The sequence below is a fragment of the Limnothrix redekei LRLZ20PSL1 genome, from assembly GCF_043235035.1.
GTDB lineage: Bacteria > Cyanobacteriota > Cyanobacteriia > CACIAM-69d > CACIAM-69d > CACIAM-69d.
The window spans coordinates 1-22,582 of the sequence record NZ_JAZAQF010000086.1; the positions used below are offsets into that span (position 1 = coordinate 1).

The following is a 22,582-nucleotide window of genomic DNA, read 5'->3' on the forward strand; positions in this document are numbered from 1 at the left end:
AGTATCGGTGATTCTCAGTCGGTGAAAACCACGGAAAAAAGGGGGTGGTCTACGGCTTCGATGGTGGCAAAAAGGTTAAGGGACGTAAACGCCACATTATCGTTGACTCGCAAGGGTTCCTAATGGGGGTGTTGGTGACTGAAGCGAATGCTTCTGAGCGATTGGGAGCAATTGTGGTGTTAGGGGAAGTGAAAGAGAAGCTATCTCGGCTAGAGGTCATTTGGGTTGATCAGGGGTATTCCGGGAAAAAGTTTGCGGATGCTGTGAAGCATGTGTGTGGTGAGAGTGTGCGCGTGGAGGTGATCAGCCGAATCGGTAAAGGGTTTGAGACGTTGCCCAAGCGATGGATTGTCGAGCGGACGTTTGGCTGGCTGAACCGATTTCGGCGATTGAGCAAGGACTATGAGTTGTATTCGGAGACGAGTGAAGGGATGATCTATGGCTGCTTAATGCATTTGATGGTGAGAAGATTGGCTGCTCTAGATGCTTAATAATTGATTTATAAATCAGCTCTCAGGCCCATATCCAAAACGGACAACAAGATCAGATCTGAGATCACCAATATCAAGCTAATTAGCAAATTGTGAACGCAATGATGAAACTTCAACCGGCTGGTTCAAGAATGCGTTTTCGATGCCTAATGCAGTTGTTCGCAACGCAAAATGCTCGTAACATCGTCCTGTTTCGACCAATGTTTCTTTTTAAAAAAAAGTGCGATCGCCCGTTTCACTTCACTGGGTTCTCAGTCGCCAGACTGTTCATCCCCCAAGCGTTGTGCATTGTTCACAGCAAGATAACGTTTCGGCTGAGCGGCTACCGATACCCTGGACAACACAACTGAATTTATCAACAGTCCGTTCTAGTTGGGTTGTTATGCGGCCGCAACGGCTTAACTGGATTGCTCTGATTCAAGCGGTAATTCCGAGGGGTTTGTCCTGTCCAGCGCTTGAAGGCACGATGGAAAGCGCTCGGCTCTGAGAAACCTAAGAGAAATGCCAGATCATGGATGGAGGTACCGGGGAGATTGAATTGACTCAGGGCAAGCTCTCTGCGAGTTTCATCGAGAAGCTGTTGGTAGGAGGTGTTCTCAGTTTGTAACTCTCGTTGAAGCTGGCGCACACTGAGCATTAAGTGATGCGCGATCGCCTCAATCGATGGCACTTCTCCCTGTAAGCGATGGGTGATCGCGGTGATTACTTGTTGACGATAGCTCTGGGTCTCCGTTTGCGCATGGAGCATTGTGTTGGCGTGAAGTTCAAACACGGAGAGCAAGCTTGGATTTGATGATCGCACCCGCCAATTCAAATAAGGTTCTGGAAAGATGATGCGGTTTGCCACCTGGGAAAACCAAACGGTGGTTTGAAAAATTCGTTCATGCTCCGAGGTGTTTTCGGAGCGGGGATGTTGAAACCAGACAGCATCGGCTTTGAGGCGATTACCGGTTAACTGTTGAGTTGCAGTGATGAGGGCGGAAAAGGTGCTTTCGATCGGATGGCGCGGTTCATCCAGCAAATAATTTTTGATATTGCCAACAATATCGCAATCACAATGTACCCAGCCTGCCGAAACATGATGGTGAATGGCAACACCTCGGCTAAACAGGCGTGTGTATTGAGAAAGCTTTTCTAACACTTGTCCATAGGTTTTGCAATTCAGCAACACATAACCAACAATACCGATCGCCGCAAGATCGAAGGCTTCCCCAATGTGTAAGCCCAGATCGCGATCGCCCGTTTGTATAACAGCTTCCCGCCACAACTTTTGAAGAACTTCGCTGCCAACCTGGCGATCGGGGTCATCCAACCAGGATGGGGAAATTTGAGCAGCCCGGTACAGCTTTGGGGCGGCAACTCCCTGGGCTACGGCATATTGCACAATGTCCCGGACGATCGCGGTTGAAAAAGTTGCCTCTTGCATACGGGACTCTTCAGATTGGCATCATGGGTCAACTTTCTGGCGCAGTGCGTCAATTCTTACCCTAACAGAAAGCCTTACCGTTGAATTGTTCAACCAAGCAATCAACCTTACGAAGAACGCAGGGCATGGCAAGCTCAGAAACAACCGAAATGGAAACCATTGTGAACCCAGTGACGGGCGATCGCATGACCTTCATGCAGCCGTCCTCCCAACATCAAGGGCAGTACGCCAAAATTCGCTTTGATTTGCCCCCTGGTGCAAAAGGGAGTCCTTTGCACTACCACACCAAAATGGATGAAACATTCACGGTTTTAAGCGGCTGTTTGGATATGGAAGTGGGGCGAAAAAACAACCGTCGCACGTTGCAAGCCGGGGAAAGTTTACAAGTACCCGCAGGAATGCACCATAGCTTTTGCAATTCTTCTGGCGAATGGGTCACGTTCACCACAGAAAATCGCCCCGCCGCAGGATTTGAGCAGTTTCTGCGCGGACTTTATGGCTTGGCGATCGACAGCAAGGTGAACAGTGACGGGATGCCGACTAATGTCTTAGAGATGGCTATTTTACTGAAGCTGTCAGATACCATTCCTGTCGGTATTCCATCCTTTCTCTTTGGTCTGCTGTTAAACACTTTGGTGTGGGTCGCTCGAGTCTTCAACGCCGATCATGCGATCACAAAATATTGGCGTTAAAGTCATCCAGGGTTTTAGGGTTCTGACCACTTCCAGCAAATTGTTAGAGCTTCAATCGTTCATTGAGTTTCTTTCACTGACATGCATTCACACATCCAATGGAGATGAATTTTCATGCACCGCTTAAAACTGATTCGGACTACGGGTATTTTACTGATCCTGCTGATCATTCTGTCGAATATTCCGTACATGCTGCTGATAAAAATGTTTGAGTATGACGATATTTTGCGCGAACCAGTCGATGTCGTATTAACAAAGTTCAAAGCTGGTGGAACTGAGTTGATTCTAATTTGGTTTGGCTTTGGTTTGGCGGCGTTACTATTTATTCCCGCCAGCCTGCTACTGCACCAGGTTCTGAATTTACCAACCCAACGCAACGATCAGCCCTATCTCTCTATTACAACGCTGATGGGAGCACTTTCTGGTATCTTGCAGGCGATCGGACTCATGCGCTGGGTCTTTGTTGTACCGGTTTTAGCCAGTCTCTATACCAATTCTGGTGCTAGTCAAACAACCCGTGAGGCGGTGAGCGTAGTCTATCAAGCCGTGCATCAGTACGGTGGCGTTGTCATCGGTGAATATTTGGGGCAGACCTTGCTAATCGGCTGGACGCTGGGCGTTGGCTGGTCTATGCGATCGTCAACCTTGTTCAAATCCTGGGTTGCCTGGTGGGGCTTGTTGACAACTCCCCTACTGCTCTTGGGGCAAAGTGAACTTTTGGCAACCGTGATTCCGCATATGCCCGTCCTGGAAGCCACTCCAATTGGGTTTATCCTCTGGGAAGTCTGGTTGCTAATCGTGGGTATCTGTCTGTTGCGCGTTCCGCCAAGACGACTGATCGCTCAGCCTGAAGCAATGTTCAATCTATCAACGGGGAATAATCCATGAAAACCTTTCGGGCTTTCTTGGCAAAACAATTGGGTCTACCATCCGGTTGGTTTGGACAACTGCTGCTGCGCTTGCTGAATCGCAAGAATGCGCCCATGAACGATCTCGTGTTGTCAGAACTTCAAGTCCAATTTGGTAGCCGCATTCTGGAAATCGGGTTTGGCGGTGGTGATTTGATGGGCAAATTGGTGAAAACAGGACTACCCGCCCAGATTGTCGGGGTAGAGCGATCGCCCGATGCCTTCAAGGTTTGTCAAGATCGATTTCAACGGCTAATTCAACAGGGAGCGATCGAGATCCATTTAGCCGATGCAGCAGCGTTACCATTCTTGGATCAGTCATTTACCCAAATTTGTACTGTCAATACGCTCTACTTTTGGCCAGACGCACCCCAAGTATTAATTGAGTGCCACCGAGTGCTAGCTCCTGGCAGCGCACTGGTGATTGGCTACGCATCCAAAACTTATCTAGAGCAACAAAAACTAGCGCAACATGGATTTGCTGTCTATGAAGTCACTGAAGTGGAAATGATGATGCGTAGAGCGGGATTTACCCGAATTAACACTGTTTCTGGTAATAACAGCCACCAAAAATTTTTCTGCACCTCTGGGCTACGAGATTCTTGATATAAGCAACAAACTGAGAGCTGCTCTTCACAGATAGCTTAAGACCGTATAACGGGTCTGCTGAGCGGCTGCTGCTCAACGTTGCTGTAACATCGATCAACTTTTTCAGCTTGTTCTAACAAGTTCGTTTTACTGCTGGTGCTTATCAAGTAGCTTGCTTTTCTTGAAATGGGCTTGCGTACCACTGTAAGTACCACAGTTCTGAATTCTCATCATTTGAACAGTCTTCATACTTTGGAATATGAATCTGGTAAGAATCATGAAAAAACAAGTAAAGACTGTTATCTTCCAAAAATTCGTACCCTGTAAATACGCTTTGATTTAACGGATGAAATAGATTGCACCACTCTGGGAATCTTAGCCTGTAATCAATATCTTCATGGTGTGGGCACAAGTAGGCATCTGTGATCAGTTCTCCATTCTGCATAAATGACCAAGGTGGGTCAATCCAAATGTAACCTTGCTTTTTTAACTTGTCTCTTTTTTCAAATTGGATTTTGATTGAATTACACGCGATCGAGTAGTAGCAAGTTTCTCCAACGAAATTTCTCAAAATTGGTTCATACTGCTGTCGGTCACTAACGGTGTAATCCAATTTTCTGCCTCATTCCCAGTGCTAAAAATATGCTAACAACCTTCCATCTTCGAGCTATTCACCTTGACGACTGACAAGGGGTCTGCCAGACACGTCTATAACCTTACCGAAACCTTGCCGATCGCCCTGAAAATGCCACAGCCCTAGCCCAACAGCGCGATCGCCCGTTTCTCCAGGTTCGCAGCCATCAAACCATTGAGGCTCATCAGACGATCGGCTCCAGCATCGCACTTGTGCCACCGGTCACGCCCGACAACGCATCACTGAGGGGCGATCGAACGCTGTGCATCATCCACAGCGAGATAACGACCCAGACTCAGCGACCCGGCGCACGGGGCGTAACGATTGCAAACTAGGTGTCATGGTCTGTAACTCTCTCACTTCGGCCTCCAACTCTCCGGCAAGAATCGCCCTAACTACGCGAAAACGTCTTCACCGTAGGCTTTCGCAATCGCGGTGGCGAAACGGCTGGCAAACTCGCAGAACTCCTGCCCCCAACCACTGCTCACACTGACCTCCTGGATTGGGCCGGCGGGAAGAAACAAAAGTTCAATGTCGGAACGCTTGGGTATGTCGCCAGACTCAATGCGAGAAACAATGCTGTCAATCTCTCGAAGTGCTGCCGGTGCATCCTTCCATGAAGACCAATCAAAGTTGTTGTCGGGCCGCGAAAGGAACTGGCGCGCCTCTCGGAGAACCTCAACTAACTGTTGGTGCTTGGAATTCATAGAAAAGTGCGAATGACACCTAATTATTTATTAGACCGCAGTTGCGGGATGACTCTTTCAGCAGAGCGTTGTCAAGCAGTTGCAGTGTAATTTCAGTATGAAGGGGATTATCCCGCAGTTACGAGATAATATCCCCACTTATAGAACTTCTACCGCAACGATCGCCCTGGGATCATCACAGCCCTAGCCCAACAGCGCGATCGCCCGTTTCACCAGGTTCTCCGCCGTCAGACCGTTGAGACCCATCAGTTGATCAGCGGTAGCCGTCGTTTCGCCGCGCTTCCAGGCAAACACATCGCGCGAGGCTGTGCTGCGGGGCCTGCATGGCGATTGCGCGAAGAGGCGATCGAGCATTGTGTATCATCTCACATTAGGATAACGTTGCCCATCACCCGCCGCAAATAATCTTTGCCTTACAACCGATCATCTCTCGGCGGTCGATGTGCATGGGCGTTGTTAGCCTACGCTCACTACGATCGCCGCTCCAAAATTTTTCTGATATTAGGTAAAGCAGCTTCTATAACTTCAGGTGGCGGTGTTGTTTGTTGCCAACTTTCACGCATTGCAAGCCTTTCTGACCAAGCTTTTAGGCGAGGATAGGCATCCAGAGAAAAACCAAACATGGACAGCGAAGGCACTAAAGTTCCAGCAACAATATCTGCCAATGTGATGTCTTCTTCGACAAAGTACGAATCATCGCCTAAAAGATTCTCGTAAAACTGCATAACGGAAATAACTCGTTCTTTCGCAGCGTCAAACTTCTGATTGTCAACATCCAGCCCTACTAAGGGTCGGGTTAACAGCATCGCAGCAGGCTGAAGCTCATTGATAGCGAGCATCTCTACCATCCGAACCGTAGCAACGCTTTCAGGATTGCTCGGCATCAATGAGGGTGTTGGGTATTTTGCTTCTAGGTAATCTAAAATTGCCAACGACTCAATGACCCGAACTCCATCATTCACGATGACAGGAATTCGCTGAAGTGGATTAACTACTGTAAAGGCATTTTCAAACTGATCGCCGTCCAGATTAACCAGAATTGGTTCAAACGGTATTTGTTTTTCCAGCAATGCGATCCACACTCGACGCGCATTGCCAGAGACCGGGTTGTAGTAAAACTTCAGCATTGAAATACTCACTTATAAACTACATTTCCACCGATTCCTTGAAGTCTAACACCAACTGAATTTTGAGCAACAACCACACCGATCGCTTTCAAACAACTCAATCTTGAAAATCCATGGCTATAACCGTAAATTTCTTTTAATTCCTCAGTTGTAATAAATCCGTGTTGCAAGATGTGGTCAATGACTGCTTTCGGTCTCTTGGCTGTTACAGAACGGCAAAGTTCCAGGAAGTCATCGGGTAGCTGCTGCGAATTCTCCATGTGTTTCCAAAAGGGTTAGCTGCTTTGGTTGTTGGTCAATATAGCTAAAATCATAAATTTTAGTATTCATTAAGTTTTTGGATAAGCTTGGTGACAAGTACAGCGACTCAATTGTATTTTCCGCTTTGCCTAGTAAGGTAGACTGTGAAGATCTGCCAACTTCGATTTCGATTTTTTCAAGGTTTAAGCGCTTAGGAAGAACTTTGCCAAACGCCTTGTCACCCAATTTACCGTCATAACTGATGATAAATGCAGATCCTTTGCGATTTAACTGTTCAAGCGCTAACACAAAATCATCGAAATTTATTCCAGACAAATATCTTGAATCTCTATTGCCGCATACGCCTTGATATGGAGGATCCATGTAGATAAAATCATCTTCCTGGATTTGCTCTAATACTTCTCGGTAATCCAAATTGGTAAACTTACATTTGCTTCTGAGCAAACTAGAAACACCGACTATATTTTTTCTCATTGTTTCGGGTCGTGTTCCTTTCCGTCTTTTGTCCGGACTTTGGTTAAACAATCCTTCGGAATTGTAGCGAACTGACCCTTTAACGCATCTTGCTAGTAGATAAAGAAGTAGTTTTGGATCGTTGGTCTCATTGAATTTTGATCTGACTTCAAAGTAATGGTCTACAGAATTGGGATGTTGTTGATTCCATAGCTCTAAGTAAAAATCGGCTATTTCGTCTGGTTTTTCTACAGCTAGTTCTAGGAGCTTGATGAGCGGATGGTTCAGATCATTTAACCAAAAACTCTGGGTGATCTGACTTGCGGACGTAGCAACACTAATTGCAGCAGTTCCAGCAAAAGGCTCTACTAGCCTATTGAATTTTTTGGGAAAGAACTGGAGGATGTGCTTTGCTAGCTTCCTTTTGCTGCCTTGATATTGAATGAAGTGGGGTAGGTTTGCCATCGTCATGCAAGGACAAATGATCTTATAGCGGCTTATCAGGATGGTTTGAGCTTATCGCTTAATTCAAGCATTTTTTTGAGGGCGACAGGGGGGCGAGGCTGAAGTCTAAGACGGCTAACGATTCATTCGGCTGCAATGATCACCTTTCACCAGGTTCTCCGCCGTCAGACCGTTGAGGCTCATCAAACGATCGGCTCCAGCATCGCACTCGTGCCACCGGTCACACCCGACAACGTATCACTGCCAGAGGGGCGATCGAGCGTTGCATCATCCACAGAAAGAGAACGGCAAAATGCAGCGGCGCGGCAGACAACCTTAAACTGAGCACCAGCGGCTTTCGTTCGTCCGTCCGCTACTATGACGTGTTAGGTTGCGCCAGGAAAGGAGAAGTCCAGCAAGCTACCATGATTGCCTGATTTCAAATGTCTTGCCTTGCTTGGTGGCATCCTCAATCTGCTGAAACACATCGTAAACTCCAATGACTATAGGAGTAAAAACTGCTTCCCTTTCTTTAGAGATACTCTTTAAGATGCAGAGACCAGATAGAGAATCTGCTATCCCTGTTTCTAACCCAAAATTATGATAAGAGGTGTCTGTCGTCATCCAAGCAAGATTGAGAGGTAAATAAAGCTTTACATCCTCTACTTGGAGATACAAATGAGGATCTTTTTTGTAAATCCCGTGCATTGTTGGTCTTTCACAGTATTTATCCCAGAATTTGATATTTTTTGCTCTAAAGTCAGTTTGAAAAAATTCAAAAGCACATCCAATAAAATCTTTAGTTAAATTATTTACGTTTTGTAGATTTAAGACTTTAGGTTGCCAGTATTTTAGCACCTGTACTGTAAATGCCATAAGCTCGTGGTAATCGTCATAAGGTAAAGCCCGTATACTACCCAGTTCATCAAGATTCCCTGCCGGAATATCCACAAATTGAAGTCCACTAGCCGCAGCAATACTGAGAAGTCTGTGAACATTTACATAATGAGTAAGCAGAGGTTGATACTGCCAGGTATGCAGTCTATCAGGATCGCAATTTATGCTGTCTAACTTCTTAAACGCACGAATTTCTCTTGCTGTTTTAGATATTTCCGTCTCAATGAAATTATGTATTTGCTCCAACTTCTTGATTTCTAAGCATTGAATTTTCGTGAGTAAGAATTTGAAATCAATGATATTGTTGTTCTCATTAAAATCGAAGTGGTTTTGTGTATCAAATTTCCTATAGCGTTGCTGCCTTCCTTTTAGGATGAAAACATATAACTGTGAGTATTTTTCATAAAGCTTATAGGTAAGAAATTTATCAATTGTTGTCTTAACTTTCTCCCGATTAGTTGTAGATGTAACTTGAACTGCAACTTTATTTACAATGTCACCCAAATCAATACCTGCTTGATTTAAATTGACTGAGTTTAGATTTTTAAGCTGAAAATCAAAGACGATATTGAGCAATTCTTTTACAAAATCTTCTGCAAATATTCCTAAGTCATGCAAATTGGAGGCTGTGCGAAACTCGATAGACTGTTGCAACAATGCTAGGTTGTTACTGATCTCTTTAAAATAGATTTCTCTAGTCAGTACCATGTTAGCGAAATCAGTCCTGTTTTAGCTTACTTTTGTCTTCAAATAGTCAGTGCTGCTTCCCTCAATAGATTCGCAACACTGAATTATTGAAAGGATTTGCAGTAAATAGCTTAACAATTATCAATCTCGTCCCCGAATAGAAAGTTGGTGGTTCCGTCCTAGCCAGCAGCCAAGCAGCATAACTATTTATTAGACCGCATGTGCAGGATAACTCCTTCAGCAGAGTGTTATCAAGCAGTTTCAGTCTGACTCCGGTACAGAGGGCATTATCCCGCAGTTGCGAGATAATACCCCCACTTATAGCACTTCTACCACGACGATCGCCCTGGGATCGTCACAGCCCTAGCCCAACAGCGCGATCGCTCGTTTCACCAGGTTCTCAGCCGTCAGACCGTTGAGGCCCATCAGTTGGCCAGCGGTCGCCGTCGTTTCGCCGCGCTTCCAGGCAAACACATCGCGCGGGGCCGTGCTACGCAGGACGATCGGCTCCAGCATGGCGCTTGTGCCGCCGGTCACACCCAACAACGCATCACCGCCAAACAGCCGATCGAACGTCGCATCATCCACAAAGTGAGCATCCGGCTCCGAGCACATCTCCACCGCCACATCGGTCGATCGGTAGAGGCGACGGGGACTGACCACCGCCACGATCCGCGAGCCGATGCCCTGGGCCGCCAACTGTTCCGCCGCCGTGATCGCCGGGGTCAGCGTCATGTCGCCAATCACCGCCAAGACCACGGTTTTCTCACCGGGCGTTTCTTGCAGCACAAAACCACCATCCTGCAAAGCTTGGCGCGTTTGCTCAAAGGTCGAGACGATCGGCAGCGGCGACTTGCTGACCGTAATCGTGATCCCCTTGTTCACCTGAGCCAGCGCCCACTCATAACAAGCCTGGGTGCTGTTGGCATCGCAGGGGAACAGCGGGAAGATGTTGCCGTTGCGCATCATCGCCGCGAAGTAGTTTTCGATTTCCGGGCGTTGGTGCGTCCAGCCGTTGCGCCCTTGCTCCAGCGCACCCGCCGTGAACAGGCAGACCGTGGCGGGGGTGGGGCGGCGCAGTTCGGCCATGGCTTGAGTGACGGTTTGCCAAATCGGCAGCCCGTTGATCGCAAAGGACTCGTAGGAACACCAGAGCGATCGCGCCCCAAACAGCGCTTGACCCACCGCCAACCCAGCGCAGGCATCTTCGTTCAGGGGTTCGTAGACCTGACCATCGGGCTGTTGGAAATAGGTGGGGTCAGTGGTCGGGTGAACGATTTTCAGGCCCACGTTGATGTTGTTGATGCCCGAAGCGGCGTTACCGTCGGCATTGGTGACAATGAAATCCGGGTCGGCCTTGCCCACTTGCACCACCAGATCGCCCATGGCCGTGGTCGAAACTTTCTTTTCGCCGGCCGGGAATTCCACCAGGTTCAGCGCGCCCAACTCCGCCAGGGGGCGAACGCTTTCGGTGACGGCCACTTGGGAGCCGGGGCCACCGCCCGATCGCTCAAAATTCGTCCGCACCAGTTGCCAGGCTTCCGGCGACAGGGCCCGTTCCTTCAGGGCCGCCACAATGTAGTCCCGTTCCAGGTTGTCGCCGGGATAGAGGTTGTGAGATTGGGCCCCGCGCTTGTGAACACCCGCCCCCTTCAGTTGCTTGATGATCAACACCGTCAGCTTGCCGCCCAAGGCCAGTTTCGCGGCTTTGTCGGTGGCTTCCAGCACCGCCTGGGCAAACACCAACCGCTGGGCAAAGGAGAACTGGGTGCTATCGACGTAATTGCCCGGTTGGTTGGCATCGTCAAAGGCCTTGGCATCCAGCAGCACCACTTCTTCAAAGCCATTGCCGCGCCAGTAGGCTTCCATGGCGGCGTTGGATTTGGTGGAGACCATGCTGTGGTGCTCTTGGCTGTAGCCGTTCCAAATCAGAATCGGCAGGAAGTTGGTGGCCTGCGGATAGGCGGTGTTGAAGTGGCCAAAGCTGCTCATGATGTAGGGTTCGCCCAGGCCGCCATCCCCGATCGTCACGGGGAAGAGGGTTCCGGGGAACAGCTTTGCGCCGGCCATGGCGAAGTGCTGGCCCTGGCCGAGGGGGCCGGCGGGTGCGAGCAGGCCGGGAATTTGTCCCGACAGGTGACCCAGCAGCCCGTGGGTTTCCCGGAACCGATCGCGCAGTTGCTGCACCGTCGTGATGCCCATGGCTTCGAGCGATCGATCCAAGAACACCTGGGAATAGAAACCGGGCGCGTGGTGGCCCACTTCGGTGGTGAAGTTCTTGTAGCCCAGCATGATCAGCGCCGCCATCACATCGGCGGCACTGGCATAGCCGCCGGGGTGGCCCGATTCCTTGCTGGCGGTCATTTGCACGGTCAGGTAGCGCAGGGCATCGGCCGCCAGGAGAGTTTGGAAGGCCGCCGCTCGATCGCTCGGACTGGCGATCGCCCCTGTGGTCGCATCCACGGCTGGCGCAGCACCCAGGGTGTCAAATTCGGGCCAAGGCGCACCGAAGTATTGAATGCCGTCGCAAAACGCAGGCGTGGTCGTGGGTGCGGGGGTTGTGGCGGTCATGGGCAATTCACCTAGTGGTTCGACTCTCTCGACTGTAAGGCCAGTCTTGAGGCGATATTTTACAACCTTGATGTTGCTAAAGTCGCAAGCCGATCAAAACCGGCCCCTTGGCTGTCTGTGGTGCGGGTGGCCAGTTGGCGGGCAGCGGGCGGCGACCATCGGTCAAACTAGCTGAATAAAAATCAACATGGGTCACTGGTAATGTGGTCTTCCCAGTTGCGATCGCTGTTAATTGGTGAACTGAGTTGGCAGCGATTGATTCGATCGGTTGTTTTTGTGTATGTGGCGATTACGCTTTATGTCTTCTTTCGGGCGGATAGCATGATCTTTTTGCCACCGCCGCCGAGCTATGTTGACAGTCCTGAAATTTTGAAAATTCCGGTCAACCCTCGGGAAAAAATTTCAGCCCTTTATTTGCCACAGAAAAACGCCCGATCGACCATTCTTTATATTCATGGTAATGCCAGTGACTTGGGGCAAATTCGGCCCTGGCTGTTTCAGTTGCATAACTGGGGCTATCCGGTGTTTGCCTACGATTATCGTGGTTATGGAACCAGTGACGGCAGCCCCAGCGAGGCCAAGGCCTATGAAGATGCGGAAGCGGCCTATCAATATCTCACCCAAACTTTGAAAATTGCGCCGCGCAATCTTCTGGTTTATGGGCAATCGCTCGGGGGTGGATCGGCCACAGAGTTGGCGCGACGGCATCCGGTGGGAGGCTTAATTTTGGAAAGCACTTTCACCTCTGCTTTTCGGGTGGTGTTGCCGATTGCGATTTTCCCCTTTGATAAGTTCACCAATCACAGTAAGTTGCCCCAGGTGCGATCGCCCGTTTTAGTCATTCATGGTCAACAGGATCGAACGATTGATTGGTCTCATGGGCAGCAACTCTACGCCGCCGCCCCCGGAATGAAGCGATCGCTCTGGATCGCTGGTGCCGGCCACAATGATTTGAGTGAAGTGGCGGGCGATCGATTGCGGCAGTCTCTCGCTGAATTTGCCGCCCTAGTCCAGACTCAAAACACCGCGCCCTAGGCCATCAAGCCTGTTGATAGACTGGGGGAAATTCCCCGATCGAAACTGGTCGCCTATGTTGACCCTGGCGCAATGGACTGTGGCGGAATATCACCAAATGATCGCGGCGGGCCTGCTGGTCGATCGCCGCGTGGAACTGTTGAACGGGCAAATTATTGAGATGTCACCGGAAGGGCCGGAGCATACCTATCGCGGCGAAACCCTGGCGGAGTGGCTGCGCGATCGCCTGCGGGGGCGAGCCTATGTGCGGGAAGCGCGACCGATTACCCTAGACCATTCGGAACCGGAGCCGGATATTGCAGTGGTGCGGGGCGATCGATCCCAATTTGTCCAACGACATCCCGGCGCGGCGGATCTGTTTTGGGTGGTGGAAATTTCCCGATCGACCCTGACCACAGACCTGACCCACAAGCGGGATCTCTACGCGCGGGTGGGAATTCCGGAATATTGGGTGGTGGATTTGGTAAATCGGCGGGTGGTGGTGTTTCGGCAACCGGAGGCGGGCCGCTACAGCCAAGAGGAAACGGTGAGCGATCGCCCGATCGCACCGCTGGCCTTCCCGGACTGCGCGATCGACTTAGCCCAGCTCTTTCAACCGTAGGAAAACCGGGCGTAGGAAAATCGAGAATTTCCTGCGCTATGGGCCGGTGCGAAACGAGGGCAAGGCTTCAAATTGGGCAAACTCCGATTCAAGTTTCCACTGCACCCGGGCGCGATCGCTCTGGGCCAAAAAGCCCCGACAACCCGCCGAAATGGAAGCAGCGTTGGGCGAATCTTGGGCACAGGCGGCAGTCACTGCGTCAAAATTTGACGAATTCCAAAGACTGGCTCCCGAGAGGAAACTATATTCCAAACTATTGCGCGCCAACCGTTTGAGATCGGCATAGCTCAACTGATAGCGCAGGATCGCCAATCCATACTCGTTGCTCAAATCAATGCGAGCAATGCCCTCATCATCGGAAGCCAACGTCATCGGCACACCGGCCGCGAGATATTCGCGGAAGGGATGTTGGTTGCCAGCCACATTCAAAATCACCTCATTGCTGGTGAGGCAAATTTCGACTAACACCCCCCGTTTGCGCATTTCTGCCATCAGTTGAAAGGGGTTGTTTTCATAGAGAATGCTCACCCCATGGCCAATGCGACTGGCCTGAGCCACTTCCACCGCTTGATGAATATGAAAACGCAGATCATTTGGTGGCACTAAGCCCAGGGTTAATTCCCCCGCATGAAGAGAAATTTTGACTTCCGGAAACTGCGTTTTTAGAAATTGCAACATCTGCATTTGTTGCTGGTAGTCGCGCAGGGCCACCGGGTTATCTTCGGGCGCAACTAAGTTGATCCCCACAACGCGGGAATTCGCTTTGGCCAACTCAAAGGCATAAACAAATTGGGCAAAAACTTCTTCGGGCGCTTTGGTGCGTGTGGTTTGTTGCAAATAGCGCACCGTCACTTCACAGCCCGGTTGAGCCATGGGCGTATCGCAGCGTAAAGTGCTGGCGACCTGGCGTTCAAGATTCGCCACCTCCTGGCTCCCTCGGGCAACCAGATCCATTAAGCCGCGATCGAGCAGCGCGCGCCGCATTTGGGCAAAGTCGCCACTCCAGCCCACCGCCCGCCCCAGTTGACGCACTTCAGCGCCTTGAACGGTCATCAACAGTTCTAAATAGAAAATATGCTGATCAGCAGCGCGATTGGCGACCTCCGCCACCATGTCGTCCTGGCGCGACGGAGCAGAAGAAATCTCCGAAAAGCCGCCAAACGCCTGGAAAAATTGATCATGTCCCGATCGATTGGCAAAAGGCAGATTGCGCGTTGACCACAAATTAATCAGGGCATCGTAGGTGTCAGGACGATTGGGCAACTGCGAGGCGGGAAAATAGCGGCTGTTTTGGCCACAGGCACTCGGTGGAATCAGGGTCAGGGCCTGGGGATCAATGCAGTAGCCATCGGCGGCGGCCCACTCCAAATAACGCTCCGCATAAACGGCCCCGCTCAGGTGTGTATGAATGTCGCCTCCTTTCGGCATTCGCTGCACAAAGGCCCGGATCGCAGGGGGACTGGCGCGGTGTTGCTCCAGCCATTGGCTCACTTGGGCTTCGGCATCACGGCGCGATCGCAGGTTTACGGGAGCTTCTTGGGCGGCAACGCTGGAAACAACCAGGCCAGAACCAAGCAACAGTCCCCATAAAACAGCGAAGGAGGAAAGTTTGGGCATGGAAAACCGGGGAGCGGTGGGAGAATTTTGGTGAACTGTACCGCCAATTTTTGCTCAATCATTCAAGCATATTCAAATTCTAAATAAATTTACATTTTTGTTCTCAATATCTGTCTAAAAATTGGCTAAGGTTTGCAATATCTTTCTGGAAATTATCCATTGTTTACATCGGTTACCTTGTTAACAAGGGGCTTAAGCTCCTTGTTTCACATGATTTCATGGCGGCAATGTCAAGGTTTTGGGTGATTTGATTAATGGCTTGAAGCCCTTTTTTTGTTGATTAATGGACTGAGCATTAGATCAGTGTTTGGCTTGATTCAGTGTTTGGCTTGATTTGGCTTTTTAAGCATCCTCTAGGGGCTGTTTTTGGGTTTGGAATCAGCTTGAAACGGTTGCAAAATTGCTTGGGTTTCCGGGTTGTAGAGCCGGAGATAATTCCAATAATTGCCCAACACGTTTTCCACATAGCCGCGCGTTTCCGAAAAGGGAATCTGCTCCACAAATCGATCGAGATCCGCCGTGCCAAATTGCTTCACCCAGCGGTTCACATTGCCCGGCCCGGCGTTGTAGGCGGCCACGGCTAGCAGACTGTTGTTGTCATATTCCCGGTGGGTATAGTCCAAAAACCAAGTGCCGAGTTTGATGTTGTCCGGGGGATTTTCCAGGGTGTAATCCTTGAAGCCGATTTTGTTGGCTACCCATTCGCCCGTGGAAGGCAACACCTGCATTAAGCCCACGGCATTGGCGATCGAGCGAATGTCGCGCTCAAAGTGAGACTCTTGGCGAATTAACCCCAACACGAGGGCCGGATTCAGGTTTTGGGCCCGGGCCCCGGCGGCGATCGCATCCCAATAGGGACGGGGATAGAGCCGCCGCCAATAGTTCAGGTCTCGACGGGCGGCTGCAAACTGTTCCCGATCGCCCGGTTCCTCTCGCCACCGCAAATTGGCCAGGGCAAAAAGACCGGCTAAATAATCGCCATTGCCCAGTCGCAACGTGCCGTCCGTATATTGCTCTGCAAAGGTGGGCTGGTTGCGGTTTTGGAATTCCGTTTGCCAATAGTCAAAGGCGGCGCGGTCTTGCTCCAGTTGATAGAGCGCTTGCAGGGTGGGCGATCCGGCGGGTAAGGGAGAGCGGGGCGGCGGCGGTTGCAGGGTGGGTTGCCCCGATCGAATGGTGGTGAAATCTCCGACCGGTAACCCCAACTTCACCGCCGATCGCCAGGCGTAGTAGGACTCGGGATACTGTTGCAGGGTGTGGCGGTAGGCCGCTTGGGCGGCCGCTTGGTCTCCCAACTGGGCGGCCCATTGCCCGGCCCAAAAGCTGGCCCGGGGGGCATCTTCATGCTCAGGGTTCTGTTGCACCAGGGCGATCGCCCATTGGCGGGCCGCTTGGGGGCTGGTGGTGGCGGCTTCTTCGGCCAGTTGCCAGCGCAAATCGCCGGCCGCGTCGCTGTTGCTGAAGGTTTTGAAGAGTCGATCGCGATCGGCCGTGGTGGGCTGTTGCTGATTTTTCAGGATCCGCACTCGCTCCAGCAGGGCCCGAGGGGCATGGTTGGGGTTGGCCAGGGCGCGATCGAGCAGGGCCAAACCTTCGGCCGGCGGCACTAACCGGGCCAAACGGGTCATGCCAAAGGCCGCTTCTGGAGCTTGGGGAAATTGCTGAATCAGACGACGATAGCGGGCGATCGCCTCGGGCCGTTTGCCGCCCAGTTGCGCCCCCCGCCCGGCCCGATAGGCATGGAGGGGGTTAGGGGTGGCTTTGGCGTAGGCATCACCGGCCTTGGCGTATTGACGACGATCCCAATAAATCCGCCCGATCGTGGCCCAATCGGCGGGGGTGATGGCGGTGGCGAACTGACTTTCTAAGGGCCCCAGATAGTTGCCCACGTCCCGCGCATCGGGGGCATGGCGCAATAGATATAGGAACCAGTCGGGGCGATCGGGTGTTTGGGCTAACCGTTGCTTGGCTACCGCGATCGCCCGGGGATGCGATTTCCAGGGAGAATCGGCTGCCACCAGGCGATCGAGCCACTTTGGATCCTGTTGACCCAACCCATAGAGCGCTTCCGCCGTGGCCGGATCCTGGGGAAATTGCTTCAGCAGGGTTTGCCAGGTTTGGCTGGCCCCAGCCCGATCGCCCCCTTGGAGTTGCGCCTTGGCCCGCAGGGCCAACACCGGAGCCAACAGCACCGGATCATCAGCATTTTCCAGCCACTTCAGGGCCGTTGCATGGTCTTTGACGCTCAGGGCTTCCGTGGCCAACACATAGCGTGCCCCCGATCGAGTCAAGGAGTTGGCCGATTCCGCCAACTCTGTCAGGGGAGGCACTTTGGCCGCTTTGGGATCCTTGGCCTCGGGACTGGGCGTTTCTTGGTGAATTCGGGCCGCGGCCACTTCGGCTAATCCCGTTGTGGGAGGCTGGTTAGCCTGACGATTAGCCAACCAATCTCCCATGGGCGACAGGGCCGCACCAACCCCCAAGGCCACGGCTCCCGCAGCCCCCAAACCCACCACCCAGGGGCGATCGCGCCACAGGTGACGTAAACCCACTGTCCAAGTTGCAAACTTCACGGCCAGCCTCGATCGCAAGACACCTAGCCATTGTGCCGCAGTCCCTAGGCCGATGTGGGCTGGGCCACCACCTCCGCCACCGGCACCACCTCCGCCCCTTGACAAGCCGGCAAGGGTTCAATCAAGGGTTGATTCAACAACACCATCGTGGTGCTTTGGTTTTCCTGGAAACCAATCCGTTCATAAAACGCCTGTTGATTGGTTGTCATTAAATAGACCCGCTCCACCCGGCAGAGTTGCGGGTGCGCCAAAACCGTTTGCACCAATTTGCGCCCAATGCCAGCCCCTTGATAGGTGGGATGAACCACCACATCCCAAATCGTGGCCCGATAGATGCCATCGGAAGTGGCCCGGGCAAACCCAATCAACCGATCGCCATCCCAAGCGCTAATGACCGGCAAACTGTTGGCCACGGCCAATTCCACGTCCTCTCGGCGGCGATCGCGCGCCCAAAATGCCGTGTCCTGAAACAGTTGATGGAGCTGGTCAAAATCAATCTCTTCGGCGCGATCGCGAAACTGAATATGGCTGCAATCGAGAGGCATGGCAGTCGCAGGCAAACAACGACAATTGCAGTTGATGGTAAACGACCCATCCCAACTTTGGCAGCGTCCTGGCACACGGAAATGCAGCCAGGTTCGATCGGCTCAAAACGCTTTCCCAAATTCCTTGCTCCGAAGCCTGGCCCTAATCAGTCTCTAACCCGTTCCTAATCGATCCCTAACTTGTCTCTGGTAGGGTGCTGGGCAATGGCTGCCGGGAATGTATCGCCCCCCGCCAGCGCCCGATCGCGCCCTTGATCCCGACTCGATCCAAAAGCTGGGATCAACAAGCCGGGATCAGCCTTTGCCGCAACATCTGAAATATGAAGGGCGATCGCGTTAATTTTCCCCAACCCGCTAGCAAGCACTATTGGGTTCATAACCATTTGTAAGCAAATCGCAATTAAAAAGCCCCATTTTTGACTTCTTTATTGCTATAGATCGCATTTTTTTACAGTTGCGAATTATTTCCACCTATGGGGATCAAACCCATTAAAATCAAATCAGTTAGCGCTAGATAGCCTAGTTAGTTAACTCTCTTAACCATCGTTTCAAGTTATTGCCTCGTTTCGTAGAGGGCTACATAAACCTTGTGGCTCTGTTCGTTAACCAAAACCCCAGTGGTTTTGATGGGCTTGTAACATGCAGCATTGTCATTGATTCTGAATCAGAATCCCCTCGGAAGTCTTAGTTGGCTAAAATAATCATTAGCCAATTCGTTAGCCAATTAGTTAGCTCAGTTAAAGCGCAGTTGGTTATCCGTCTTTCGCAGTTGGCTTGTCACGATTTTGCGGTTCGCTGTTTCTCATTGATCGTTTGATCAGTCAGTTCTTGCTTGTTTTGTGGAACTGCTGGCAACTGAAGACAGGCTTTCTCGGCTTTTCGACCTTGATGATGTTGATGGCTGGCTTGAGTTCTGATTAACTCGCTGGCTCCGCTGAACATCACGGGTCACCCTTTCGATATCTCAAAATCTCAAACATTTCGCCTCAAATATTTCTGATGACTTAGGAGGTTCCCTAATTCCTCTCTGATTGCTGTTTGATTTTGATTTGACTTGCATTTGACTTGTATTTGACGACGATTGATGGTGTTGAATTTTGGTTGGGCTTGGTTTGACGAAAACTGGATTAAGTCGTTTTCAGTCTCAAAGATTCAGTTGGAAAGATTCAGTCGGTCTGAATTCGCCTAATGCCAAGCCCCCATTCCACCATCCAATTCTCAAGTATCGGCCATGAGCATGGTGATCTGAGGCTCAAAACAAGACCGGAAACGGCCATGTCGGCAACCGCTGGAGCACTGTCCTAGCAATCGCCAGCCCAAGCATTGGCCTCGATTTGGTCAAAGGGTTTGGGTCGCCTGTGTCGGTTGCAAGCCTGCCCATGGCAACGTTTGTTGTTGATGTTTCTGAGGTTTTTGAACGTTTCTTGCCAGAAGCTTTCCTGCCGAAGGCTTGCTGTTGAATTCCGAACTGTTTCCATTGTCGAATTGCGTCCAATTATTTCAATTGAAAATTCAATTGAATTCTGAAGGTTCATTCCATTAGCTGAATTAGCCGAGTCAGTCGGCTGAACATTGGGAGCTTGCTAGATCAAATCTCGAACGTCGAATCTCGAATCTCGAACCTTGACTAAAAACTGAATACTGATCGAAGAATCCTGATCGAAAGGGGATTGATATTGATCGAGTTCGGGTTGGGGCCTTGAGTCCTGAACGAACGCTAACCGAATGCTAATTGTACATTAGCTGATCAATTCGAGGCTTTAAGTCCTGAGAAATTGCTAATTACAAATTGGCTAGTTGAACACAGATCGAACGCTGATCAAATACTGATCAAACATTGCTTGAATAATGGATCAAAGAGCCACCCTCATCGGGTGGTTTCTTTTTGGGATGATTTGCTGGGAGATGATTTGCTGGGAATTAGCCACAGCTTCCTGGAGGAGAAATTAGGAGTTCGGAGAGGTGCGATCGGGCGGCTTTGGTTGCGGCGCAGTTTCTTGGGCGATCGGTTGCACCACTTTCGCGATCGCCTGTTGCACAAACCGTTTTACAAACTGATCGCGTTGTTCTAGCTGAAACTGTTTTTTGACCACTTCGCTAATGCCACCATCGCCCCAATCTTGATCGTGACGAAAATATTCAATGAAACTGCGGCCGGCAATGCGGGTTAAATAGGCCGCTGTCACCGCTTGGATGGCTCGGCTGATGATGGCAGTAGCGATGTTCACTTGGAGCGCAGTAGTCAAAATCCCCATGGCTCCCTTGACAATGCCCAAGCCGGTCATGGTTTTGGCGAGGGACAGGGCCAACTCCTGCGCCCGATCGCCACTTAAGTTGCAGCCATAAACCTTGCCCAACTCCAAAATCATCTGGGCATTGACCGCCGCCGTGGCCAGCAAATCCACCACCGGAATAGGCGTGACGGCCACGGCTCCCGCCCCCAGCCACTGATAGCGATCGACCACGGCTTCGGCCTGTCGTCGTCGCTGGGCATCAATGAGTTGGCGGGCCCGATCGCTCAAGCGCTGGGCTTGCAGCAACATATTGTCCGCAATCAATTCTTCCCCTTCGGCCCGCAACACCGCCACGATCCGCCGAATCAGGGGCATAATTTCCGGGTCGGGGGTCAGGGTTTCCCCGTTGGGCAACCGCACCGCCGCCGGCCGCGCCGCGATCGGGACAATATCCGCCGTGGGGAGCTGTTCTGCCAACCGTTCCCGCAACTTGGCCAAAATCGCCGTGCGATCGGCCTCGGGGTAGCGATCGGTTTTGTTGAACGCCAGCAGCGATCGCTTCCCGATCGCCAACAACTGTTGCAATGGCTCCAATTCCGACTGCTGCAAGTCGCCTTCCACCACAAAAATCAGCAAGTCCGCTTCAGCCGCCAGCCGCCGTGCCTGGCGATCGCGCTGGGTTCCCGCCACCCCCGCTTCCAAAATGCCCGGCGTATCCGTAATCAACACGGCGCGATCAATTTCCGGCAACGCCAGCCGATAGGTTTCACCCTCTTCCGTTGTGCCCATGGTGGGGCCAATGGTTCCGGCCACCCGTCCCAGCAGGGCATTCACCAAGGAAGTTTTGCCCGCTGACCCCGTGCCAAACACCACCAACAACAACTCGCCCCGGGCCAAGCTGCTTTCAATTTCGCGCGATCGATCCAACAGGGCCTGCCGCGCCACCCGATCGCGAATTAAGTCCACCTGGGCCCGCACGGCCTCCAGCGCCGCGCCGGCCGCTTCGGTTTTCACTTCGGAAACGGTGGGGTTGGGTTCCGGCGGAGTGGGGGGCGTTTGTCCGGTGATCGATCGTTGGGTCACCTGCCAGAGCGATCGCCAATCTTGGGGCCAATCCAGGGGCCGCACATACCGAAAAAACGCCACCAGCAAGGCCCCCAACAGGGCCAAGGTCAACAGGACGACCACCGGCCCCAAAAATGGGGCTGTCCAACTCACCTGCCAGTAGAGCTGTTGCAGGGCGCTGACGAGCCAGAGCACCAGCGCCAAGATGACGCAAAGCCCAGTCAGGACAACAATAAAGCGAGTTAGGGTCACGAGAGTTGGGTGATGGCTCCACCAAATTTTGTTTCCCTAACCAATACCATCAATTTCAATGGTCATGGCCTGGGCAAAATCGAAGGGTGGCGCGATCGGGAACGTGTCAATGGCTAATCGCGTTTCGGCTGCGGCTTGCTTGCGGGCTTTGGCATAACCTTTGGCAACGGCTGCCGCCAGCCAAGGTTGGAAGCTGGGGTTATCTTCCAGCAATTCTTCAATTTCGATGCGAGCATTTTGAATCGACAATTCCCAAGAGCGCGATCGTCTTTGGGGTTGGTGTTGCCACTTCAAGAGGTGGAGATACAGCCGTGCAATTTGGTTAACTAATGCAGCCCGTTGCGATGCCCCCAAACCCTCGATTTCCTCAATCAAATGTTCAAGATCTAGTTCTGTGAGTTGCCCAGTTTTCAGCAGTTTCACCTGTTGCTGAATCCAGCCATAATAGTCTGATTCATAGGTGATCGAATCAGTCGTATTCATAGGGCGATCGTTTGCAGTGAATACTGATTGATTAACAGTATTGTCCGTCTGGCCCCCACGATGTCAACGTGGTGCTCTCGCAAGCACAATTTGCGGTCGCCATTGACGTGTCGCCAAGCACGGTAAGCAACTGGGAGAGGGGTAAATTTTCTAACCAGAAGTTTACCCTGCCTCAAATCAAGAGACTGATGGACATAACCGGCTGCTCGTTTGAAGAGATTCTGGCCGCGTTCGAGCCAGAGCAATGCGGATTGAACTGATGCGCCATCCAGCAAAGCCCACCCGATCGGT

19 protein-coding genes and 2 pseudogenes are annotated in these 22,582 nt (G+C 51.5%); 8 read left to right on the top strand and 13 right to left on the bottom strand.

Features of this window, described 5'->3' with window-relative positions; translation table 11 throughout:
• Positions 1-491, top strand: a pseudogene (locus VPK24_RS14710) (transposase); the annotation flags it as partial.
• A 355-nt stretch (positions 492-846) separates the two neighbouring features.
• Here the strand turns inward: VPK24_RS14710 and VPK24_RS14715 are convergent.
• Positions 847-1,917: an AraC family transcriptional regulator gene (locus VPK24_RS14715; protein ID WP_393014466.1), complete on the bottom strand. Its 1,071-nt coding sequence runs from the start codon at positions 1,915-1,917 to the stop codon at positions 847-849.
• Between the two features lie 125 nt (positions 1,918-2,042).
• Between VPK24_RS14715 and VPK24_RS14720 the strand changes: the two genes are divergently transcribed.
• The 3 genes from VPK24_RS14720 to VPK24_RS14730 all read left to right on the top strand — a co-directional run bounded on the left by VPK24_RS14720 (position 2,043) and on the right by VPK24_RS14730 (position 4,123).
• Positions 2,043-2,609 carry a cupin domain-containing protein gene (locus VPK24_RS14720; RefSeq protein ID WP_393014468.1) on the top strand — a complete coding sequence of 189 codons (567 nt, stop codon included), beginning with the start codon at positions 2,043-2,045 and terminating at the stop codon, positions 2,607-2,609.
• A 114-nt stretch (positions 2,610-2,723) separates the two neighbouring features.
• A complete protein-coding gene (locus VPK24_RS14725; RefSeq protein WP_393014469.1) occupies positions 2,724-3,497 on the top strand; it encodes a DUF4386 domain-containing protein in 774 nt (257 codons plus the stop codon).
• Positions 3,494-4,123 (top strand): class I SAM-dependent methyltransferase, encoded by a 630-nt coding sequence (locus VPK24_RS14730; protein ID WP_393014471.1) that lies wholly within the window; start codon positions 3,494-3,496, stop codon positions 4,121-4,123. Before VPK24_RS14725 ends, VPK24_RS14730 begins: the two co-directional genes overlap by 4 nt.
• A 145-nt stretch (positions 4,124-4,268) precedes the next feature.
• Here the strand turns inward: VPK24_RS14730 and VPK24_RS14735 are convergent, their stop codons facing one another.
• From VPK24_RS14735 to VPK24_RS14765, 7 genes and pseudogenes are all read right to left on the bottom strand, one after another.
• A complete protein-coding gene (locus VPK24_RS14735) occupies positions 4,269-4,718 on the bottom strand; it encodes a hypothetical protein (protein WP_393014473.1) in 450 nt (149 codons plus the stop codon).
• Between the two features lie 416 nt (positions 4,719-5,134).
• The gene (locus VPK24_RS14740) at positions 5,135-5,446 is read right to left on the bottom strand and encodes a hypothetical protein (RefSeq protein WP_393014474.1); all 312 of its coding nucleotides are present in this window, start codon (positions 5,444-5,446) and stop codon (positions 5,135-5,137) included.
• Between the two features lie 470 nt (positions 5,447-5,916).
• A complete protein-coding gene (locus tag VPK24_RS14745) occupies positions 5,917-6,573 on the bottom strand; it encodes a glutathione S-transferase family protein (protein ID WP_393014475.1) in 657 nt (218 codons plus the stop codon).
• A gap of 113 nt (positions 6,574-6,686) precedes the next feature.
• Positions 6,687-6,833, bottom strand: a pseudogene (locus VPK24_RS14750) (HNH endonuclease); the annotation flags it as partial.
• On the bottom strand, positions 6,805-7,752 hold the full coding sequence (locus VPK24_RS14755) for a DNA adenine methylase (protein WP_393014476.1): 948 nt from the start codon (positions 7,750-7,752) through the stop codon (positions 6,805-6,807). The pseudogene VPK24_RS14750 and the gene VPK24_RS14755, both read right to left, overlap by 29 nt.
• A gap of 399 nt (positions 7,753-8,151) precedes the next feature.
• The gene (locus VPK24_RS14760; RefSeq protein WP_393014478.1) at positions 8,152-9,336 is read right to left on the bottom strand and encodes an SMEK domain-containing protein; all 1,185 of its coding nucleotides are present in this window, start codon (positions 9,334-9,336) and stop codon (positions 8,152-8,154) included.
• Positions 9,337-9,678: 342 nt separating this feature from the next.
• On the bottom strand, positions 9,679-11,886 hold the full coding sequence (locus tag VPK24_RS14765; protein ID WP_393014480.1) for a phosphoketolase family protein: 2,208 nt from the start codon (positions 11,884-11,886) through the stop codon (positions 9,679-9,681).
• Positions 11,887-12,087: 201 nt separating this feature from the next.
• Here VPK24_RS14765 and VPK24_RS14770 point away from each other — a divergent pair, with 201 nt between their 5' ends.
• Entirely contained in the window at positions 12,088-12,921 is an 834-nt protein-coding gene (locus VPK24_RS14770; RefSeq protein ID WP_393014482.1) for an alpha/beta hydrolase, read from the top strand.
• Between the two features lie 55 nt (positions 12,922-12,976).
• Positions 12,977-13,522 (top strand): Uma2 family endonuclease, encoded by a 546-nt coding sequence (locus VPK24_RS14775; RefSeq protein WP_393014484.1) that lies wholly within the window; start codon positions 12,977-12,979, stop codon positions 13,520-13,522.
• 36 nt (positions 13,523-13,558) lie between these two features.
• Here the strand turns inward: VPK24_RS14775 and VPK24_RS14780 are convergent, their stop codons facing one another.
• The 3 genes from VPK24_RS14780 to VPK24_RS14790 all read right to left on the bottom strand — a co-directional run bounded on the left by VPK24_RS14780 (position 13,559) and on the right by VPK24_RS14790 (position 18,257).
• Positions 13,559-15,139: an adenosine deaminase family protein gene (locus tag VPK24_RS14780; protein WP_393014486.1), complete on the bottom strand. Its 1,581-nt coding sequence runs from the start codon at positions 15,137-15,139 to the stop codon at positions 13,559-13,561.
• Between the two features lie 353 nt (positions 15,140-15,492).
• Entirely contained in the window at positions 15,493-17,712 is a 2,220-nt protein-coding gene (locus VPK24_RS14785; RefSeq protein ID WP_393014488.1) for a lytic transglycosylase domain-containing protein, read from the bottom strand.
• Positions 17,713-17,756: 44 nt separating this feature from the next.
• Positions 17,757-18,257, bottom strand: a complete 501-nt coding sequence (locus VPK24_RS14790) for a GNAT family N-acetyltransferase (RefSeq protein ID WP_393014490.1) — start codon at positions 18,255-18,257, stop codon at positions 17,757-17,759.
• A 217-nt stretch (positions 18,258-18,474) separates the two neighbouring features.
• Between VPK24_RS14790 and VPK24_RS14795 the strand changes: the two genes are divergently transcribed.
• On the top strand, positions 18,475-18,597 hold the full coding sequence (locus VPK24_RS14795; RefSeq protein ID WP_393014492.1) for a hypothetical protein: 123 nt from the start codon (positions 18,475-18,477) through the stop codon (positions 18,595-18,597).
• Positions 18,598-20,203: 1,606 nt separating this feature from the next.
• On the opposite strand, the gene VPK24_RS14800 is transcribed toward VPK24_RS14795, so the two are convergent.
• Both VPK24_RS14800 and VPK24_RS14805 read right to left on the bottom strand, forming a co-directional pair.
• On the bottom strand, positions 20,204-21,808 hold the full coding sequence (locus VPK24_RS14800; RefSeq protein WP_393014494.1) for a YcjF family protein: 1,605 nt from the start codon (positions 21,806-21,808) through the stop codon (positions 20,204-20,206).
• Positions 21,809-21,844: 36 nt separating this feature from the next.
• Complete coding sequence (locus VPK24_RS14805) at positions 21,845-22,291, bottom strand: DUF29 domain-containing protein (RefSeq protein WP_393014496.1); 447 nt, start codon at positions 22,289-22,291, stop codon at positions 21,845-21,847.
• Positions 22,292-22,362: 71 nt separating this feature from the next.
• On the opposite strand from VPK24_RS14805, the gene VPK24_RS14810 reads away from it, so the two are divergent.
• Complete coding sequence (locus VPK24_RS14810; protein WP_393014973.1) at positions 22,363-22,551, top strand: helix-turn-helix transcriptional regulator; 189 nt, start codon at positions 22,363-22,365, stop codon at positions 22,549-22,551.
• The last annotated feature ends 31 nt before the right edge of the window (positions 22,552-22,582 follow it).

Excerpts from the sequence above, each read along its gene's own strand:
- VPK24_RS14715 (WP_393014466.1), bottom strand. The coding sequence starts at position 1,917 with ATGCAAGAGGCAACTTTTTCAACCGCGATCGTCCGGGACATTGTGCAA.
- VPK24_RS14720 (WP_393014468.1), top strand. The coding sequence starts at position 2,043 with ATGGCAAGCTCAGAAACAACCGAAATGGAAACCATTGTGAACCCAGTG.
- VPK24_RS14725 (WP_393014469.1), top strand. The coding sequence starts at position 2,724 with ATGCACCGCTTAAAACTGATTCGGACTACGGGTATTTTACTGATCCTG.
- VPK24_RS14730 (WP_393014471.1), top strand. The coding sequence starts at position 3,494 with ATGAAAACCTTTCGGGCTTTCTTGGCAAAACAATTGGGTCTACCATCC.
- VPK24_RS14740 (WP_393014474.1), bottom strand. The coding sequence starts at position 5,446 with ATGAATTCCAAGCACCAACAGTTAGTTGAGGTTCTCCGAGAGGCGCGC.
- VPK24_RS14745 (WP_393014475.1), bottom strand. The coding sequence starts at position 6,573 with ATGCTGAAGTTTTACTACAACCCGGTCTCTGGCAATGCGCGTCGAGTG.
- VPK24_RS14755 (WP_393014476.1), bottom strand. The coding sequence starts at position 7,752 with ATGGCAAACCTACCCCACTTCATTCAATATCAAGGCAGCAAAAGGAAG.
- VPK24_RS14760 (WP_393014478.1), bottom strand. The coding sequence starts at position 9,336 with ATGGTACTGACTAGAGAAATCTATTTTAAAGAGATCAGTAACAACCTA.
- VPK24_RS14765 (WP_393014480.1), bottom strand. The coding sequence starts at position 11,886 with ATGACCGCCACAACCCCCGCACCCACGACCACGCCTGCGTTTTGCGAC.
- VPK24_RS14770 (WP_393014482.1), top strand. The coding sequence starts at position 12,088 with ATGTGGTCTTCCCAGTTGCGATCGCTGTTAATTGGTGAACTGAGTTGG.
- VPK24_RS14775 (WP_393014484.1), top strand. The coding sequence starts at position 12,977 with ATGTTGACCCTGGCGCAATGGACTGTGGCGGAATATCACCAAATGATC.
- VPK24_RS14780 (WP_393014486.1), bottom strand. The coding sequence starts at position 15,139 with ATGCCCAAACTTTCCTCCTTCGCTGTTTTATGGGGACTGTTGCTTGGT.
- VPK24_RS14790 (WP_393014490.1), bottom strand. The coding sequence starts at position 18,257 with ATGCCTCTCGATTGCAGCCATATTCAGTTTCGCGATCGCGCCGAAGAG.
- VPK24_RS14795 (WP_393014492.1), top strand. The coding sequence starts at position 18,475 with ATGTATCGCCCCCCGCCAGCGCCCGATCGCGCCCTTGATCCCGACTCG.
- VPK24_RS14805 (WP_393014496.1), bottom strand. The coding sequence starts at position 22,291 with ATGAATACGACTGATTCGATCACCTATGAATCAGACTATTATGGCTGG.